This window comes from Microbacterium awajiense (assembly GCF_039536545.1).
GTDB classification, from domain to species: domain Bacteria; phylum Actinomycetota; class Actinomycetes; order Actinomycetales; family Microbacteriaceae; genus Microbacterium; species Microbacterium awajiense.
This window is the reverse complement of the sequence record NZ_BAAAYU010000005.1, coordinates 243,439-261,279: the sequence shown is the minus strand read 5'-3', so window position 1 is coordinate 261,279 and position 17,841 is coordinate 243,439. Positions and strand designations below refer to the sequence as shown.

12 protein-coding genes are annotated in these 17,841 nt (G+C 72.7%); 11 read left to right on the top strand and 1 reads right to left on the bottom strand.

What is annotated here, in order from left to right; genetic code table 11:
- Window positions 1-74 precede the first annotated feature (74 nt).
- Entirely contained in the window at window positions 75-689 is a 615-nt protein-coding gene (locus ABD663_RS08030) for a hypothetical protein (RefSeq protein WP_344737457.1), read from the top strand.
- Window positions 690-698: 9 nt separating this feature from the next.
- Here the strand turns inward: ABD663_RS08030 and ABD663_RS08025 are convergent, their stop codons facing one another.
- Window positions 699-1,292, bottom strand: a complete 594-nt coding sequence (locus ABD663_RS08025; protein ID WP_344737456.1) for a hypothetical protein — start codon at window positions 1,290-1,292, stop codon at window positions 699-701.
- 116 nt (window positions 1,293-1,408) lie between these two features.
- Here ABD663_RS08025 and ABD663_RS08020 point away from each other — a divergent pair, with 116 nt between their 5' ends.
- The 10 genes from ABD663_RS08020 to ABD663_RS07975 all read left to right on the top strand — a co-directional run bounded on the left by ABD663_RS08020 (window position 1,409) and on the right by ABD663_RS07975 (window position 17,590).
- Window positions 1,409-2,362, top strand: a complete 954-nt coding sequence (locus ABD663_RS08020) for an ABC transporter (RefSeq protein WP_344737455.1) — start codon at window positions 1,409-1,411, stop codon at window positions 2,360-2,362.
- A 1-nt stretch (window position 2,363) separates the two neighbouring features.
- Window positions 2,364-2,834 carry a hypothetical protein gene (locus ABD663_RS08015; protein ID WP_344737454.1) on the top strand — a complete coding sequence of 157 codons (471 nt, stop codon included), beginning with the start codon at window positions 2,364-2,366 and terminating at the stop codon, window positions 2,832-2,834.
- A 66-nt stretch (window positions 2,835-2,900) separates the two neighbouring features.
- Window positions 2,901-3,557: a spermidine/putrescine ABC transporter substrate-binding protein gene (locus tag ABD663_RS08010; protein ID WP_344737453.1), complete on the top strand. Its 657-nt coding sequence runs from the start codon at window positions 2,901-2,903 to the stop codon at window positions 3,555-3,557.
- A gap of 120 nt (window positions 3,558-3,677) precedes the next feature.
- Window positions 3,678-4,814 carry a serine/threonine-protein kinase gene (locus ABD663_RS08005; protein ID WP_344737452.1) on the top strand — a complete coding sequence of 379 codons (1,137 nt, stop codon included), beginning with the start codon at window positions 3,678-3,680 and terminating at the stop codon, window positions 4,812-4,814.
- Window positions 4,811-10,780 (top strand): Ig-like domain-containing protein, encoded by a 5,970-nt coding sequence (locus tag ABD663_RS08000; RefSeq protein ID WP_344737451.1) that lies wholly within the window; start codon window positions 4,811-4,813, stop codon window positions 10,778-10,780. Before ABD663_RS08005 ends, ABD663_RS08000 begins: the two co-directional genes overlap by 4 nt.
- 31 nt (window positions 10,781-10,811) lie before the next feature.
- Complete coding sequence (locus ABD663_RS07995) at window positions 10,812-11,777, top strand: AAA family ATPase (protein ID WP_344737450.1); 966 nt, start codon at window positions 10,812-10,814, stop codon at window positions 11,775-11,777.
- The gene (locus tag ABD663_RS07990) at window positions 11,774-13,135 is read left to right on the top strand and encodes a DUF58 domain-containing protein (protein ID WP_344737448.1); all 1,362 of its coding nucleotides are present in this window, start codon (window positions 11,774-11,776) and stop codon (window positions 13,133-13,135) included. The genes ABD663_RS07995 and ABD663_RS07990 overlap by 4 nt, the downstream gene beginning before the upstream one ends.
- Complete coding sequence (locus ABD663_RS07985; protein ID WP_344737447.1) at window positions 13,132-15,594, top strand: transglutaminaseTgpA domain-containing protein; 2,463 nt, start codon at window positions 13,132-13,134, stop codon at window positions 15,592-15,594. Before ABD663_RS07990 ends, ABD663_RS07985 begins: the two co-directional genes overlap by 4 nt.
- A gap of 2 nt (window positions 15,595-15,596) precedes the next feature.
- Window positions 15,597-17,078, top strand: coding sequence for a DUF5684 domain-containing protein (locus ABD663_RS07980; protein ID WP_344737446.1), 1,482 nt, complete (start codon window positions 15,597-15,599; stop codon window positions 17,076-17,078).
- A complete protein-coding gene (locus tag ABD663_RS07975; RefSeq protein WP_344737445.1) occupies window positions 17,075-17,590 on the top strand; it encodes a hypothetical protein in 516 nt (171 codons plus the stop codon). Before ABD663_RS07980 ends, ABD663_RS07975 begins: the two co-directional genes overlap by 4 nt.
- Window positions 17,591-17,841 lie beyond the last annotated feature (251 nt).

The following is a 17,841-nucleotide window of genomic DNA, read 5'->3' as shown; positions in this document are numbered from 1 at the left end:
CCTTCGCCGTCGTCGCACGGCGTGTCGGCACGGCTTGCGCTGCACGCGGGGCGACCGTGGAGGGGGAGGGCGGCATGGCGCGCATCGGCGGCAGGAATCTGTGGATCGCCGTGCCCGCGGGGCTGCTGTGCGCGGGCATCGTCGGTGCGCTCGTCTACCTGGCCGTGCCGATGGTGCCGTCGGTGGTCGCCTGGACCGGCGACACCCTGCGGGATGCCACCACCCGCGCGGCCGAGGTGACGGCCGAGCCTTCGCCGGCGCAGATCGCGGCGTCGGAAGACCTCGACTGCCGGGCGCTGTACCCCGATCGGCTGTGGTCCGAGATGGTGTGGCGCGGCGACGTTCTGCTCACCCAGGACTACGCACCGCCCGTGACCGCGACGCCCGGACTCGTCGAGGCGGCCTCGCCGACGGTGCGGGTCGCGTGCGCGTGGCGCACCGAGTCCGGGGAGTCCGTGGTCTCGACCCTCGCGGTCGTCGATCCCGCGGCGGGCGAGGCGGCTGCGCAGATGCTCGGCGCGAACAGCTTCGCGTGCGCCGAGGGATTCGGCGGGTTGTCGTGTTCGCGGGAGCGCGGCTCGGTGGTCGAGAGTCACGTCTTCAGCGGGGGCCTGTGGCTGTCGAGCGTCGAAACGCGGTGGCATCCGGAGGACTACGCGACGCGCCTGGCCGCCCACGTGTGGCGGTGAGCGGCCCTCTCAGCCGTGGATCGCGGCGATGATGGCGTCGGTGTAGCCGCTCGGCGCGATACCGACGAAGGTGGTGTCGATGAGCACGTCGTCGAGGTAGTACAGCGTTCGTCCTTCGATGGCCGCGCCGCTGCCGCTCGCGGTCTCGCAGCGGGTGCCTTCATCGGGCTGGTAGCACGTGAAGCCCTCGTCGAACAGCTCGTTGAGCAGGTCGAGCGCGGGTCCACGCGACAATCCGCTGATCGTCGTCGTGAGCCGCATCGTCTCGTCGCCCGCCTCGCCCCATACGCAGACGAGCGTCCCGTCGGGCTGTGGACCGGACGGGTTCATCCCGGTGTCGTTGAGCGGAACGCCCTCGAGCTGGGCGAGCACGCCCGGGCTGAGGATCGCGCGGCAGTCGTCGGGGATGCCGCCGTGCGCGGTCGCGCCGTCGTCGGTCGTCGGCGTCGGAACCGGGCTGCCGAAGGGGGTCGGCGTGCTCGTGGTCGATGACCCCGGCTGCGGGCTCGGTGTCTGCGTGCCCGGCTCGGGTGCGCACGCGGCGAGCACGAGGGCGGCTCCGACGGCGGCCGCCGCGCCGAGCAGGATCCGTCGTCGCGACATGTCGTCACCCTAACCCGGTCGCACCCGCGGGCGACACGGCACGCCTGCGCGGTGAGCGCTCATGTGCGGGATACCCTCGCAGAACGGGGACCGACCCCGCGTGAGGAGTGCACCCGATGAGCGATCCCAAGGCCACGTACGGAGAACCCGTCGACGAGCCGGGCGGCGACGAGGACGTCGTCGGCAGCGCGCATGAGGGTCTCGCGGATGCCGAGGCCGCCGGCCGCGATGCCGTGGACGAGCCGGTCGTCGAGGAGACGGTCGTCGAGGAGACCGTGGTGGACGACGCGCCCGTCGCGTCGCCGTCGACGGAGCCGGTCGTCGAGGAGACGGTGGTCGAGGAGACCGTCGTGGCCGAGCCGGTCGCCGACGTCCCGGCCGAGCCCGACGCCGAGACGAAGGTCTGGACCGAACCCGCCGCGGACGCCACCGCCACCACGGCGTACGACACTCCCGCGGTCACCTCGAGCGAGCCTGCCGCCGGAGCCGCCGTCGCCGCGCCGCAGCCGATCTTCGTGCAGGCGCCCGAGGCGCCGCGCCCCCGGGGCAACCGCGCCGCAGCAGGCGCGATCGGGCTGCTCGCCGCCCTGACCTTCGCGGCGCTGTACCTCGCGACCGGGCTCATCGTCGGAGCCGTCTCGGGCGAGGTCACCGCCGACAACGTCGGTTCGACGGCACTGGCCGCTCTCGGCACCTGGTCGCTGTGGGTGCCCACGGTGGTCTTCTTCATCGCCTTCTGGCTGCTGGGCGCGATCGTCAATCGCGGCCGCTGGGGCATCTGGGTGCACCTCGGACTCCTCGTCGGAGTCGCCGCGTACGGCGGTCACCTGCTCGGCCAGCTGTTCCAGGCGCCGTTCTGGATGCTCACGGCCAGCGAGGGCGCTGCACTCGTCGAGAGTCAGCTGCTCGTGCCGCTGTCGGTCGCGGCCTTCGTCTTCGCCCGCGAGCTCACGATCTGGTACGGCGCATGGGTGGCCGCGCGCGGCAAGCGGGTGACCGAGCTGAACCGCGAGGCGCAGCGCGAGTACGAGCGCACGCTCGAGGCCGGACCCCAGCTCGTCCGCCAGTGACATGACCGACCACGAGGGCGGCGCGGGAGTCCGCCCCGCCCTCGCGGTCGTTCTCGCCGCCGCCGCCGACCTCGCCCTCGTCGTCTTCGGGTTGGGAATGACCAGCCTCGCCCTCGATGAGGATGTCATCGCCGTGCCCGACCTCGGCCAGCTGCCGGGCGTGCTGGGGGTCGCCTTCTCGGTGCTCGCTTTCGCGGGGGCGCTCCTCGTCGGCGTACGACGACCGCGCCCGACGTACTGGTCGGCGCCCGTGACAGCCGCGGCGGCGTTCCTCGCGTACCTCGCCGGCGTCGGGCTGGGTGCGCTCTCGGTCGCGAGCCCCGGTGAGGCCGCGTCGGCGGTCGGGATGCTCGCGACGAGCTGGTTCGGGGCGGTCATCGCCGGGGCCGCGCTGGTGTGCGGCTGGGCGGGTGTCGCCCTGGTGCGCACGCGCGCCCACCGGCCGAAATGGCCGTGGGAGGACGAATACTAGCGCGCGACGCGCCGTGTCGCGGCGGGTGGCGATGCATCCACGGCCCTTCGCCTCTACCGTGGAAGGGTGGAGCGCTCGCTGGAGACGCAGGTGAGCCAGGCCGTCGACGCCTGGCTGCGCTGGCTGCCGCGCTGGGAGCCCGCCACCCACCGCGGTCGCGTCGCACCGTGCCGTCGCTGCTTCGGCTCGCCGGTGCTCTCGGCCGCAGGGCTCGGCGCCGACGTGCCCCACGGCGTGCAGCACGGGCTCTCGACCCGGATGAAGACGATCGTCGACCACGCCGTCGCCGAGTACACCGCGCTCAATCTGCCGATGCTGCAGGCCGAGCTCGATCAGCAGGCCGCGCGCAACAGGGCGCGCACGTATCGTCCATCGGAAGGGCTCGACCCCGAGTTCGAAGGCATGCCGCTCGACCCCGATCCCGTGCCGGGTGCGCCGTTCCTGTTCACGATCGCGGGCATGGCCGAAGAGGCCGACGCGGACGTCCCCGCGCTGCCGCCGCTCAGCGACGAGGCCAAGGCCGCGCTGCGGCAGGAGGTCGGCCTCGCCGACGACTACGCGAACATGGTGGGCCGTGAGGTGTGCAGCATCCTGCTCCACCATCGCCTTCGGATCCAGGCCGCGCTCGCCGAGTACGTCGAGCCCCAGATCGAGGCGCTGCTCGACGAGCTGACGAAGTCCCTCGACGCGCCGTTCGACCCCGGCGAGGCGTCGAGCGCCTGACCGTCGCGTCCACAACCCTGAGCGGAACACGGAGTTCGCTTTGTTAGCATGGCCGGGTTTCCGTCGCGCATTCGCGCACACCCCGCCGGGTCCCGGCGGCTGACTCCGGGGGAGGGATCGGTGGCCCACCGCCTGCCGTCTGCTCCGCCCATCCTGCCCGGTCTCACGTACATCCGTCCGCTCGGCTCCGGCGGGTTCGCCGACGTGTTCCTCTACGAGCAGGACATGCCTCGCCGCGACGTCGCCGTGAAGGTGCTCCCCGCGGACGTGCGCGATCCCGATCTGCGGCGAATGTTCAACGCCGAAGCAGATGTGCTCGCGCACCTGTCGGCCCATCCCTCGATCGTCACCGTCTACCAGGCGGGTATCTCGGCCGACGGGCGGCCCTACATCGTCATGGAGTACTGCCCGGGCTCACTCGCGCAGCGGTACCGCGTCGAGCGGCTGCCGGTCGACGAGGTGCTGGCGATCGGCGTGCGGATGGCCAGCGCCCTGGAATCAGCGCACCGCGCAGGCCTGGTCCACCGCGACGTCAAGCCGAGCAACATCCTCATCACCACATTCGGCGCTCCCGTGCTCGCCGACTTCGGCATCTCGTCATCGCTCACGCGTCGCGCCGACAGCGAGGTGCTCGCGATGTCGGTGCCGTGGAGCGCGCCCGAGGTCATCGCCGAGACGACGCCCGGCACCGTCTCGAGCGAAGTGTGGAGCCTCGGGGCGACCGTGTACTCGCTGCTGGCCGGGCACAGTCCGTTCGAGCGCCGCGAGAAGGGCCAGAACTCCAAGGAGCAGCTGCGTCGCCGCATCGCGCGTGCCTCCTACAGCGAGATCGCGCGCGCCGACGTCCCGCCGGCGCTGCAGGACGTGCTCGCCCGGGCGATGTCGCGGGACCCCGACAAGCGCTACGGCTCGGCGCGCGAGCTCGGAGAGGCCTTCCGCGAGGTCCAGGCCGACCAGGGCTGGTCGCGCACACCGCTCGAGGTCGCCGATGACCAGTGGCATCCCACCACGGATTCCGTCGACTTCGCGGACGAGTCGATGCGCGGACCCGCGCGCAGTCGCATCGAACGCCCCTCGTCGCGCAAGACACGGGAGAGCGCCGGGATCGCGGGGCTCGCCCGCGACGAAGAGACCGCGTTCACGGCCGATGCCCCGCGCGGGCGCCGCGCCCTGCCGTGGCTGGTCGGCGTCGGTGCGCTCGCCGTCGTGGCCGGGGCGGGGGTCGCGGTGGCGGCGGCGATGGGGGCGTTCTCGTGAGGCGCGGTGTCGTCGCCGGGCTGACCGCGGGGCTGGCGGCGGTCGGTCTCATCGTGGGCATCAGCGTGGTGTGGCCGGGGCTCGATGCGCAGGAGACGCCCAAGGTCGACGCCTCGGTGTGGGCTCTGCAGACCGGCGACGGCCGTCGGTACGCGCGTGTCAACACGACCATCGGCGAGCTGGACACCGTTCGCAGCGTCGGCAACCCGAGCGAGGTCGTGCACACCGCCGACGGCGCCTTCCTGTTCAGCGAGAGCTTCAGCAAACTCACCCGCATCGATGCCGCCATGCCGGTCGACCTCGATGAGCAGACTCTGCGCGCGTCGCCGTCGACGCCGGCGGGCACCACCGATGTCGCCACCGCCGGGGACTTCGTGGCGTACCGGACCGACGCCGGTGCGGTCTACGTCGGTCGCCTGTCGACCGGCGACGCCACCGTCCTCGACCCGTTCCGCTCGGACGACGACGATGCGACGCAGTACGCGGCCGAGGCGATCGCCGTGGATGCGCGGGGAACGCTGTTCGCTGTCTCTGCGGCCGACGGGTCGGTGCTGCGCTACGACATCGCCTCATCCGAGGTGCGCCAGCGCGACGCGTTCCAGCCCGAGGGGCTGAGCTCTCCGCAGGTCACGGCCGCCGGCGACACGTGGGCGGTGGTCGACACCGAGGACGGGCAGGTCTGGGTGCGCGGCTCCGAGGGACCGGTCTCTGCGGGGACCACGGGCACCGTCGTGGTCGCCGCCCCGGATCCGGGCGCGAGCGTCGTGCGTGTCGTCGACGAGACGTCCTTGATCGAGGTGCCTGTGGACGGTACCCAGCCGCGTCTCGTCTTCGGCACCGGGACCACGGTGCTCGGTGCGCCGGCGCAGCCCATCGTCCACGACGGCGCCCTTCTGGCCGCGTGGCTGCCGCGCGGGAACGCCCCGGGCACGCTGTGGAGCAGCTCGGGCGGTTCCACCACGCTCGACTACGGGGGCCAGTCGCTTCCCGATCAGCGTCGACCCGTGCTCGTCGCCGGCGACGACGCCGTGATCCTCAACGAGACGCGTACGGGGTGGGTCTGGACCGTACCCGACGGACAGCTCGTGGCTTCCAGTCAGGACTGGACCCTCGACGACCGCAGCGACCCCGACGCGGTCGAGAGCGAGGAGCAGCTCAGTCTCGTCATCGATCCCAAGCCGCCCATCGCCGAACCCGACGAGTTCGGAGTGCGTGCGGGAAGCCTGGTGACTCTGCCCGTGCTGCTCAACGACCATGACCCCAACGAGGATGTGCTCAGCATCGATCCCGAGTCGGTGACCGGTCTCGACCCGGGATTCGGCACCGTCTCGATCACCGACGACGGCGGACGCCTCGCCGTGCGCACCGCGCCGGGGGCTTCCGGAACCGCGGCCTTCCGGTACGCCGTGGACGACGGGACCACCGACGGCGGCCTGCTGTCGGCGCCGACGACCGTGACGCTGACCGTCGCCTCGGAGACACAGGACTCCGCCCCGCAGTGGTGCGGCGTCGAGGGATGCCTGCAGGAATGGCCGACGCCCGAGGTCGCGCGCAGCGGCACGGTCACCGTGCCCGTGCTGTCGGGATGGGTCGACCCGGAGGGTGATCCGCTGCTGCTGCTGTCGGCGACGAGCGCCGACGCGTCGGGCAGCGTCGCGGCGACGCCGGCGGGCGACGTCGTCTATCAGCACTCCGACGACGGCTCGGGCGGTGAGCAGGTCGTCTCGATCGATGTGACGGTGTCGGACACCCGGGGGCGCACGACCACGAAGCCGCTCGTCATCCGCGTCAGCCCCCAACCCGCGATGCACGTCCAGTCGTTCGCGGTCGTCGACAGCGTGGGCACCGGTATCACGGTGGATGTCGCGCCGCATGTCACGGGCACGACCGGAGCGATGTCGCTCGACTCGGTCCGCGTGCTCGACGATGCGACGGCGACCGCCACCGTCGTGGACGGCACCACATCGTTCGACTTCACGGCCGCCGAGCCCGGGACGTTCCGCGTCGGCTTCACGGTGACCGACGGCACGACGGATGCCACGGGCACGGCGCGGATCACGCTGCTCGCCGAGGACGCACCGCCGCAGCTGGCCACCGCCCCGGTCGTCGCATTCGTCCGGCCGCAGCAGGACGCGACGCTCGATGTGTTCGCCGCGGTGTCGAATCCGACCGGACGCGTGCTGCTGCTCAGCGACGTCGTGGGCCGCGCGGACCCGGGTGCGTCACTGGTCGTCGACGCGGTCGGACAGAACCATCTGCGGGTGACCGGCACCACCGCCACGGGCGCGGCGGGGCGGCTCGGCACCGTCGAGTACACCGTCAGCGACGGCAGCGAGGACGCCGGTGCGACGGTCGCCGGCGAAGCCACGGTCTTCCTGCTTCCGCCCGCGCCCGAGGTCGCGCCGATCGCCGTCGACGACACGGTCGTCGTGCGCGCAGGCTCGCAGATCGACATCCCCGTGCTCGACAACGACATCTCGCCGGCCGGCGGCCGGCCCACCCTCAACCCGGCCTCGATCGTCTCGTCGACCGATGGGGCGCTCGCCTTCGCCGCGGGCGACCTGCTGAGATACCTGGCGCCCGACGAGCCGGGGGAGTACGGCGTCGACTACGCCGTGTTCACCACGGGGGCACCCTCGCTCGCCGACACCGCCACCGTGCGCATCCAGGTGCTCGCGGACGACGCCAACCGCGCCCCGCTTCCCGACACCCTCGTCGGACGGGTGCTCAGCGGGCAGAGCACCGTCGTGGACTTCGACGGGTTCGGCATGGACCCCGATGGCGACGTCGTGGCACTCGACCGCATCGTGAGCCAGCCGTCCAGCGGGTCGGCGGCGATCGCGCCGGACGGCGTCTCGATCGTCTACACGAGTGTGCCCGGTGACGCCGGCCAGGTCTCGTTCCGCTACCGCGTCGTCGACGCGTTCGGCGAGACGGGTGAGGGCACCGTGCGCATCGGCGTGCTCGACGGCCAATCGAACCCGAGCCCGATCACCTTCACCGACTACGTGCAGGTGCAGGCGGGCGCCGACCGCACCATCCGCGTGAGTCCTCTCGCCAACGACGTCGATCCGACCGGCGGCACGCTCGCCCTGACCGGCCTGCGCCCCGACCTGCCCGCTGCGCTCGTGGACGGCAGCCCCAACCCCGAGTACACCCGGCTCGACGCGCGCATCCGAGACAGCGATGACACCACCGTCGTCATCGCTGCGGGCACGGCCCCTGCGACCATGTCGTTCCTCTACGACGTCGAGTCGTCGTCGGGCAACACCGGGCGCGGACTCATCGTCGTCAAGGTCGTCCGCGAGAGCGTGCCCGACTACCCCGTCGTCGACGACACGGTGCTCACAGCCGAAACCCGCGACGACTTCCCGCGTGGCGTGGACGTGCTCGACGGGAAGGTCACGTGGTCGGGCGGCGACGTCTCCGACCTGGAGGTGTCGCTGTGGGGCGACCCGCCCGGCGTCGCCGCGTCGGGACGCCAGCTGCGCGGCGACCTCGCCGACCGCACCCGCATCATTCCGTTCGCCGTCACCGGCGAGGGCTCCTCAGGTGACGTGACGACCTACGCGTTCCTGCGAGTGCCCGGCGACGACGACCTGACCCTCGCGCTGCGCTCCGGCGCGCAGACCCCCGAGGTCGACGAGCTCGAGAGCGTGTCGTTCGACATGGCCGCGCTGGTGGCGAAGCCCCGCGGCAGCGTGCTCGAAGTGGGCGACGATGTGCGCACCTCGGGTGCACGCGCCGATGCGTCGTGCACGCTCGAATCGGGCACCACGGTGCGGTACGACGCCGGACCCGGCGCGCCGTGGGCTGACGCGTGCGTCGTTCCGGTGCGCGTCACCGGCCAGGACGAGTGGACCTACCTCTCCGTGCCGGTGCACGTGCGCCCGCTCGATCCGCAGCCCGAGCTGCGCGCCGGATCGATGACGGTCGGCCCCGGAGAGACGGCGACCTTCGATCTTCGCGACATGACGACATGGCAGCTGCGGGCCGACTGGGCCGGTATCCGCTACCGGATCGACTACGGCGGCTCGGCGTTCGCCGTGTCGCTGTCGGGATCGGTGGTGACGGTCACCGGCGCCGACCGCGCGGTACCCGGCTCCGAGGACGCCGTGATCGTGTCGGTCGCGAGCCACGCCGATGTGCAGCCGGTGCGGCTGATCCTGCGCGTCGGCCAGGCGCCGTCGACGCTGCCGCAGGGCGGGTCGGTCGCACAGGCCTGTTCGCAGGCTTCCGGTTCGGGGTGCACCGTCACGGTGATCGGAGCGGGCGGCGAGGTGAATCCGCTGCCGCGGACTCCCCTCGAAGTCGTCGACGTCCGGGCGACCGGTGCGTGCGTCGGCGTGAGCTTCTCGGTCGCGTCGGCCTCGACGATCGCGGCATCGTGGACCGCAGACGCCCCCGGTGCGACGTGTACGGCGACCTTCTCGGTGCAGGACGCGCAGGGCCGCCGCACCAACGCGGAACGAGACGGACGTCTGCTGCTCGACCTGCAGGGATACCCGAAGGCGCCCGCCAGCCTCGTGCAGACCGGATTCGCCGATGGGAGCCTCACGCTGCGGGTCGATCCCGGTGAAGCCCGTCAGGCGTACCCCGCGCTCACCGGATTCACCGTGCGCTCGGCGGGGCAGGTGGTCGCCCAGTGCGCCGCCGACGGCACGTGCCCGCCCATCGCGGCTCCCAACGGCGAGCAGCGCACGTACGAGGCCGTGGCGGTCAACGCCGTGGGGGCCTCGCGCGGGTCGGTGCAGACGATCGCGTGGGCGTACGACGCGCCGGGCGCGCCGGGGTCGGTGACGGTGCGGCCCGTCGTCACCACGAGCGGCGAGGGCCGTGTCGTCGCGCTCACGATCGACGACCTCGACCCCGGCCAGACGGGCAGTCTCGAGATCACGAGTGCCTCGGGTGACCGCGTCCGCATCCCGGTTCGTCCGAACCAGACGCAGGTCGAGGTGCCGTCGTACCGCGTCGGCACCAACTCGGCCAGCGCGATCACCATCACCCCGGTCTCACGGTTCAGTCTGCCGCCCGGCCTCGGCGGCAGCACGTCGGGCGCGGCGATCACCGTGACGGGCAACGGCGTCGGGGCACCGCGCGACGTGCAGCTCACGCTGAGTTCGTCCTCCGACGGCGACGGCACCTCGACGGTGACCGCCCGCGCGGTGGCCGTCCGCAACGGCGACGGCTCGACGCTGCAGTACGGCATCGTGCGCGACGGATCGTCGTGCACGGTCGCGCCGGGTGGCGAGACCGCCACGTTCAGCGGGCTGCCCGACGGTGAGGAGTACCGCTTCCTCGTCTGCGTCGAATCGATCTGGAACGGCGAGTCGTTCGGCAGCGCGTCGACCACCGCGACGGTGCGGGCGCAGCAGTCCGGGCGTGCGCCGCGCGGGTACTCCTTCACCGTCGACGGCTCGCCCGAGGTCAGCTCATCGCGCGCGGAGTGGGTCATCCGCTCGCAGCCCGATTCGTCGGAGCGCGTGCCCAACCGCAACCACGTCGAGTTCGCCGGGTTCCCGACCGGCGTCTTCGGTCGCGATCCCGGCATCCAGGTGCGCTACGTGCACGACTGGTGGGGCACGGCGACCGCCTGGTCCACCGTCGTGCCCTCCACCGGAAGCGCGCCGTACCAAGTGCAGGCGACGTGGTCGGTCTCGTGCGTCGGCGGCGCTGCGCTCGGCCGCTCGTCCTCGTCTTCCCAGGCGCCGTCGGGAAGCGGGGCGGCGATCACGTTCGGCAACGGCGGCCTGACCTACTACGGCAAGAACGGGCGCGTGATCGCGCACGAAGCGGGCACGTGGCAGGTGCCGGTGGGTGCCGAACGCGTCGAGGGCATCACCGTGAACGTCGATTGGAGTGCCCACGGCTGGGGCCTCGCGCCGGCGAGCACGACCTTCGGGGCCACGTGCGATCCCAACGATCCCGGACCGCCGCCCGATCCCACCCCCACTCCGACCCCCTGACGCCGTACGACACACGAATGAGGATGCCGAGATGACGATCTCCCAGGAGCAGGCGACGTGGTTCGCCCAGACCTTCGCGCAACTGGCCGACAACGTCGAGCGTGCCGTGCTGGGCAAGCGCCACGTGGTCGAGCTCGTGCTGACGACGATGCTCAGCGACGGCCATGTGCTGCTGGAAGACGTGCCCGGCACGGGCAAGACCTCGCTCGCCCGCGCGATGGCGCAGTCGGTGCAGGGTACCAACACGCGTATCCAGTTCACGCCCGACCTGCTGCCCGGCGACATCACCGGCATCACGGTCTACGACCAGAAGGAGGGGGCCTTCGAGTTCCACGCGGGTCCGGTCTTCGCCAACATCGTGCTCGCCGATGAGATCAACCGAGCGAGCCCCAAGACGCAGTCCGCCCTGCTCGAGGTCATGGAGGAGGGTCGCGTCACCGTCGACGGCGTCTCGCGTGAGGTCGGCGTGCCGTTCCTGGTGCTCGCAACGCAGAATCCCGTCGAGCAGGCCGGCACCTATCGCCTTCCCGAAGCGCAGCTGGACCGGTTCATGATGCGCACCTCGCTCGGCTACCCCGACCATGCAGCCACGGTGCGCATCCTGGACGGGGCCGCGGTGGCGACCGCCGACCTGGCCGCCGTGATCACACCGCAGGCTCTCGTCGGCATGGCCGACCTCGCCGCCGACGTCTACGTCGACGCGCTCGTTCTCGACTACATCGCGCGCATCGTCGACGGCACGCGCTCGGCCGACGAGGTGCGCCTGGGCGTCAGCATCCGCGGCGCCCTCGCGCTCACCCGCGCGACGCGCACTCGCGCGGCGTCTCAGGGGCGCACCTATGCCACCCCCGACGACGTCAAGTCGCTCGCGGTCGCCGTGCTCTCGCATCGGCTGATCCTGCACCCCGAGGCGGAGTTCGACGGTGTCACCCAGGAAGCGGTCGTCGGCCAGGTCCTGCTCGACGTCGCCCCGCCCACACGTCGAGAGGCCGTATGAGCCTGACCGAGTCCCGTCTGACGCGCACCGCCGCCGGCACCGGCAGCGGCACCGGCTCGCGCACCGAGGTCACGTCGGCGCGCGGCGGCCGGATGCTGCGCGCCGTGGTGCGCGGCGCGGCTGCGTGGCGTGCGCTCTCCGTGGGCGCCGAGACGGCCGTCGAGTGGGTGTCGCGGACGGTGAGACCGGCGGGTGTGCTCGTGGTGCTCGCCGCCACCGTGGGACTGGTCGTGGGCATCGTGTTCGGCTGGGTCGAGTGGATGGTCGCGGGCGCGGCATCCGTGCTGCTGCTGGTGATGGCGGTGCCGTTCCTGTTCGGTTCGCGCGCGTACGCTGTTTCGCTCACGCTGGGGCACGCCCGCGTGGTCGCCGGAGACGAGGTCGCCGGCCGCATCCTGGTCCGCAACGACAGCGGCAGGCTCGCACTGCCCGGCCGTCTCGACATCCCCGTCGGCGACGGACTGGTCGAGTTCGGCGTGCCGCTGCTGCGACCCGACCACTCGATCGAGCAGCCGCTGGAGATCCCGGCGCTGCACCGGGGGATCGTGACGGTCGGTCCCGCGACGACCGTGCGCAGCGACCCGGTCGGTCTGCTGCGCCGCGAACACGCGTTCGACGACGTGCACGAGCTGTTCGTGCATCCGCGGACGGTCGATCTGCCGTCGACGAGCGCGGGGCTCATCCGCGACCTGGAGGGCAGCCCCACCAAGCGGCTGGTCGACGCCGACATGTCCTTCCACGCGATCCGCGAGTACGCCCCCGGCGACTCGCGGCGCCAGATCCACTGGAAGTCCACGGCCAAGACGGGCCGGCTCATGGTGCGGCAGTACGAGGAGTCTCGACGGTCCCGCATGGCGATCGTGCTCTCGCTCGCCACCGACGAGTACCTGGACTCCGATGAGTTCGAGCTGGGCGTGTCGGTCGCCGCATCGGTCGGGCTGCGGGCGGTGCGGGATGCCCGGGAGCTCGACATCGTCGTCGGATCCGAGATCCCCCGCGTCGTGCGCGGTCGGATACGGTCGATCCGGCATCTTCCCGCCGAAGCGCCGCGCCCGCTGCTGGACGCGTTCAGCGGAGTGTCCGCGCTCGAGAACACGATGGCCGTCGCGGACGTCTGCCGGCTCGCGTCCGAAGCGAACGAACGCCTGTCGATCGCGGTGGTCGTGGTCGGTTCGACCGTGTCGCTCACGAGCCTTCAGAAGGCCGCGCTCGGCTTCCCCGCCGATACGAGCGTGGTCGCCGTCCGCTGCGACGAGCGCGCGCACCCGCGCATCCAGACTCTGGCGGGTATCACCGTGATGACCGTCGGCACCCTCGAGGACCTGTCGGGACTGCTCTTGCGGGGTGCGACCTCGTGAGCCGACGCCGCCGCATCCCCGCCGCGCGTCCCGTCCGCGCGCCGCGGGTCGTCGTCGGCTCGGTGTACGGGGTGGCCGTGGTCGCGCTCGCAGCGACGGCGGCCTGGCCGATCTACCGGGAGCCGGCCTACGCGCTCCTCGTCGCGGTCGCTGCCCTCGTCGGCGGGGTGGTCGCGGCATCGTCCGCGCGACTGCGGTGGAACGGCTGGGTCACGACCGGCGCCCTGGCGGCGGCCACCGTCGTGCTCGGCGTGCTGCTCGCGGTGCCGTCGCTGCTCGGCTCGGACCTCGTCGCCGCCGTCGTCGAGGTCGGCCGCGGCATCGTCTTCGGCTGGAAGGACCTCGTCACGGTCGAGCTGCCGGTCGGCACGTACCGCAACCTCATGGTGCCCGCCCTCGTCGTCTTCCTCGTCGGCACGGCCGGACTGCTGATGCTCGCCTGGCGCGCCGACCGGAAGGCGTATGCCGCGGTCGCGGTGGCGATCGGCATGGTCGCGTTCGGTCTGGTGTTCGGGCGCGCCGGCGTGAGTGCACCGCTGGACCTCGGCCCGTTCGTGCTCTACGCACCGCTCGAGACCGCACTCGGAGCGGCCACCCTGATCGTCTCCCTGCTGTGGCTGGCCTGGCGCACGCACGACGAGCGGCTGCGTGCGCTCGAACGTGCCGCGCTCTCCAGCGGTGTCCGGGGCGGCGGCGCGACCTCGGCGGCCGACCGGCGGCGCACTGCGCTCGCGGCGCTCATGGTCGTCGTCGCGCTCGGCGCCTCCGTCGCGGTGATCCCGCTCGCCGCGCGGGGCGCCGAGCGCGACGTGCTGCGTGCGGCTGCCGGACCCGAGGTCGACCTCGCCGCCGCGATCAGCCCTCTGGCGTCGTATCGCGCGCTGTTCGCCGACGAGTCGGCGGGCGAGGTCCTGTTCACCGTGTCCGCCGACGGCGCGCTTCCCGAGCGCGTGCGGTTGGCCACCCTGGACGACTACGACGGCGAGACATTCCGCAGCGGCGGCACCACCGCGGCATCCGATGCCCGCTTCGTGCGCGTCCCGTCCTCGCTGGACGCCGGTGGCGGACCGCCGGTATCGGTCGACATCGCGATCGAGGGGCTCGACGGGATCTGGATGCCCACCGTCGGCGCACTCGAATCGGTCGAGTTCGACGGTGCACGGGCGGCTGCGCTCGCCGACGGCTTCTACTACAGCGCTGCCGCTTCGGCCGGGGTGCAGACGGCGGGCTCGGGTCTGGCCTCGGGCGATGCCTATACGCTGCGGGCGGTCGTGTCTGCGCCGCCCGACCTGGCGGCCGTGGACGCTCCCGGCGTCGACGCGTCGGTCACGCCTCCGGACAGCCTCCGGCAGTGGGTCCAGACGCACGCGTCGGGCACCGACGGTGCGGCACTCGCGGGTCTGGTGACCTTGTTGCGCGAGCGCGGCTACCTCAGCCACGGCCTGACCGAGAGCGACACCGTGTGGACCGAGGCGCTGCCCGGCTACCGGTTCCAGCCCGCCGTCGCCGGGCATTCCCTTGCGCGCATCGATCAGATGTTCACGCGGCTGCTCGAGCGCGAGAACGACCCCCGCGCGGTCGCCGGCGACAACTTCGTCGCGGCCGTCGGCGACGACGAGCAGTTCGCGGTCGCCGTCGCGCTCATCGCCCAGGAGCTGGGCTTTCCTTCCCGCGTCGTGGTGGGAGCGCGACTGGGTGCCGCCCCGGAGGGCCTCTCGGCGTGCGAGCAGGGGGTCTGCCGCGCTCAGGACCTCTCGGCGTGGACCGAGGTGCAGACGGCGGCGGGCGCGTGGGTTCCGATCGACGTCACGCCGCAGTACGAGCAGTCGCCCAGCCTCGAGGTCACCGAGCTGCGAGACCCCGAGATCGTCACCGAGGTGCGGCCCGAGGCGGTCGAGGAGGTCGTGCCGCCCGACCCGCTGCAGGAGGACACCGGCTCGGACCAGGCGTCCGACGACGGCGGCGGCATCGACCTCGCATGGCTGTGGCCCGTGCTCCGGGTGGCGGGCATCGTGCTCGCCGTCGCGGCGATCGCGTTCGGACCGCTGCTGGCGATCGTGGCCGCGAAGAACGTGCGGCGCCGATCCCGGCGCACGCAGGGTCGGCCTGCGGCGCGCATCGCCGCAGGCTGGGACGAATACGTGGATGCCGCCGTCGACGCCGGCCGCGAGGTGCCGACGTGGTCGACGCGCTCCGAGCTCGCCTCGACGTTCGCGACCCCCCGCGCCGGAGCGCTCGCGCTGGACGCCGACCGCGCAGCCTTCTCAGGGTCAGCGGCCTCCGACGACGACGCCGCCGCGTTCTGGCGCATCGTCGACGAGGAACGCCGACGCTTCGCCGCCGAGGACGGCGGCTGGCGCGTCATCCTGGCGACCGTATCGTTGAAGTCGTTCATCCGACACCTGGCGCCCCGCAGCGCCACGGCCGAGAGGGGGAGGCGCCGCACCCGGCGCCGCTGACCATGGGCACCATCGATGACTCGACCGCCGTCGCACTGGGGCTGACGACCGGCATCGTCCTGATCCTGCTGTACGTGTGGGTCGCCATCGCCCTCGCGGCGATGTTCCGCAAGTCCGGAGAACAGGCGTGGAAAGGCTGGGTGCCGGTCCTCAACCAGATCGTGGTCCTCCAGCTCGGCGGTCTCTCGGGCTGGCTCGCGCTGCTTCTCCTGGTGCCCGGTATCGGTGCGCTCGCCTTCGCGATCTGCGTCCTGATCGCCTGCCACAGCCTCAACAAGGCGTTCGGGTACGGCGGCGGGATGACGGTGCTCGCCGCGTTCCTCTTCCCGGTGTGGGCGTCGGTGCTCGGCTTCGGGCCGGCGCGCTGGATCGGTCGTGATTCGCGCGGGCTGCGCCGGTCGACGGCGATCGATGCCCGCGGGCCGGCGAGCGCGGACATCGACGTCGCGTCGAGCCCCGGCGTGGGCTCTCCGGCGGTGCTCCCCCCGCCGCCGACGATCCCGGCGGCACACGCCGCGGCCGTCGCCGCCGCCGCTCCCACCGCCGCTCCGACCGCCGCTCCCACCGCAGCTCCCACCGCGGCTGACGTCACGACGGGTCGCACACCCGAGGCGGCGGCCGCTCCCTCTCCGGCGATGTCCGCCGTGGCGGCGGTCGACCACGGCGAAGACGAGACGGACGAGCCCGCGTCCGACGGCGCGGAGTGGGAGGCGCCGCGAGCGGCCACCCTCGAGCCGACCGATGAGGTCACCGCAGCCGCGCCCGGCGCGCCCACGCCGATCTCGGCGATCCCGCGTCCGGCCACCACGACCGGCGGCGATGCCCCGCTGTTCGCTCCGCCGGCGCGAGGCGCGACGACAGGCGACGACGCACCGCTGTTCGCCCCGCGTGCCGCAGGAGAGACCGACGACGCCGCCGCCGACGACGCCGCCGAGATCTTCGCCCCGCCGGTCACGGCCGGAGGGTGGACCCCGTCGCGCTCACCCGCCCCCGATGCCGACACCTCCGACGAGACCTCGGCCGAGGTGTCGGCGATCGCCGGTGCACCGGATGCGGGCGGGCCCCGTTCGGCGCGCACGTCGGTGTCGGCCCTGTACACCCGGGCCGAGATCCCCGAGGATCCGCTCGACGAGACGATCGTCGCCCGTCGGCGTCGCTCGCGGTGGACGCTCAGTCCGGTCGGAGGTCAGCCCGTCGCGCTGACCTCGGACGTCGTCATCATCGGCCGGCGCCCCGCGCCGGATGCCGCCTACCCGGCAGCGCAGCTCGTCGCCGTGCACGACGGCACCGTGTCGAAGACGCACGCCCGCATGGTGCTGCGCGACGACCGCTGGTTCATCACCGACCTCGACTCGACGAACGGGGTGCTCTTCCCGACGGTGCTCGGCACCGACGTCGAGGCGACACCCGGCGAGGAGACCGAGGCGGGCGAGCGCTTCCTCCTCGGCGATGCCGAGATGCGGCTGGCGAGGGTGGACGAGTGACCGATCCGCCCGACGACGACACGATCCCGGTGAGGATCGGCCCCGTCGCCGACCGCACGCAGCGCTCCACACGTCGAGCAACCGGCGTCGCCGATGCGGGCGGCGCAGCGGCTGCCGGGTCTGCGCAGATCGACACCGCTCCGGTCGATGTCCACCCGACCGCGACGATGCCGGCATCGCGGTCACTCGACGCCGGCGAGGACACCATCGTGGCGCGCGATCCCGCCGTCTCACGTGCCGCCGACGCGACGCCGGAGGCGGCGACGGGCCGACGCGAAGCCCAGGAGGGGGGCACCCCGCAGCGCATCTACCGACCCCGCGCGGGCGAGCCCGTCGTCGTCGCGCGCACGCCGCCCCGGCCGCGGGCGCCGCAGGCCGCGGCCGACACCGCCGGGGTCGAGGCCGAGGAGCGGCGGCTGGGTCTGCGGCGCGTCATCTGGCTCGCGCTCGGCGCGGCGGGCATCGTGCTGGCGGGTGCGGCGACGGTGGTTCTGCTCGCCGTCGCAGGCTGACCGGCATCCGTTTGACCGCCCCGCCCCGGGGCGCGTATCATTGAGTCGGTGTGCGCCCGTGCGCTCCTCCTGTCGTGCCCCGGCCCGAGAGGAGGCGGGTAGGCGCCTCATCTCAGGGAACGGCCTGCGAACAGGTCACCCCCACGGCATATCCACCACCCAGACGCGACGGATTCTCGGCGTGTCGGTGGATCCACGTGAGCCCGGGCGGATGCCGCATCCGACCGGGGGAGACCCACGAACGCTGTCAC

Excerpts from the sequence above, each read along its gene's own strand:
- ABD663_RS08030 (WP_344737457.1), top strand. The coding sequence starts at position 75 with ATGGCGCGCATCGGCGGCAGGAATCTGTGGATCGCCGTGCCCGCGGGG.
- ABD663_RS08025 (WP_344737456.1), bottom strand. The coding sequence starts at position 1,292 with ATGTCGCGACGACGGATCCTGCTCGGCGCGGCGGCCGCCGTCGGAGCC.
- ABD663_RS08020 (WP_344737455.1), top strand. The coding sequence starts at position 1,409 with ATGAGCGATCCCAAGGCCACGTACGGAGAACCCGTCGACGAGCCGGGC.
- ABD663_RS08015 (WP_344737454.1), top strand. The coding sequence starts at position 2,364 with ATGACCGACCACGAGGGCGGCGCGGGAGTCCGCCCCGCCCTCGCGGTC.
- ABD663_RS07995 (WP_344737450.1), top strand. The coding sequence starts at position 10,812 with ATGACGATCTCCCAGGAGCAGGCGACGTGGTTCGCCCAGACCTTCGCG.
- ABD663_RS07990 (WP_344737448.1), top strand. The coding sequence starts at position 11,774 with ATGAGCCTGACCGAGTCCCGTCTGACGCGCACCGCCGCCGGCACCGGC.
- ABD663_RS07980 (WP_344737446.1), top strand. The coding sequence starts at position 15,597 with ATGGGCACCATCGATGACTCGACCGCCGTCGCACTGGGGCTGACGACC.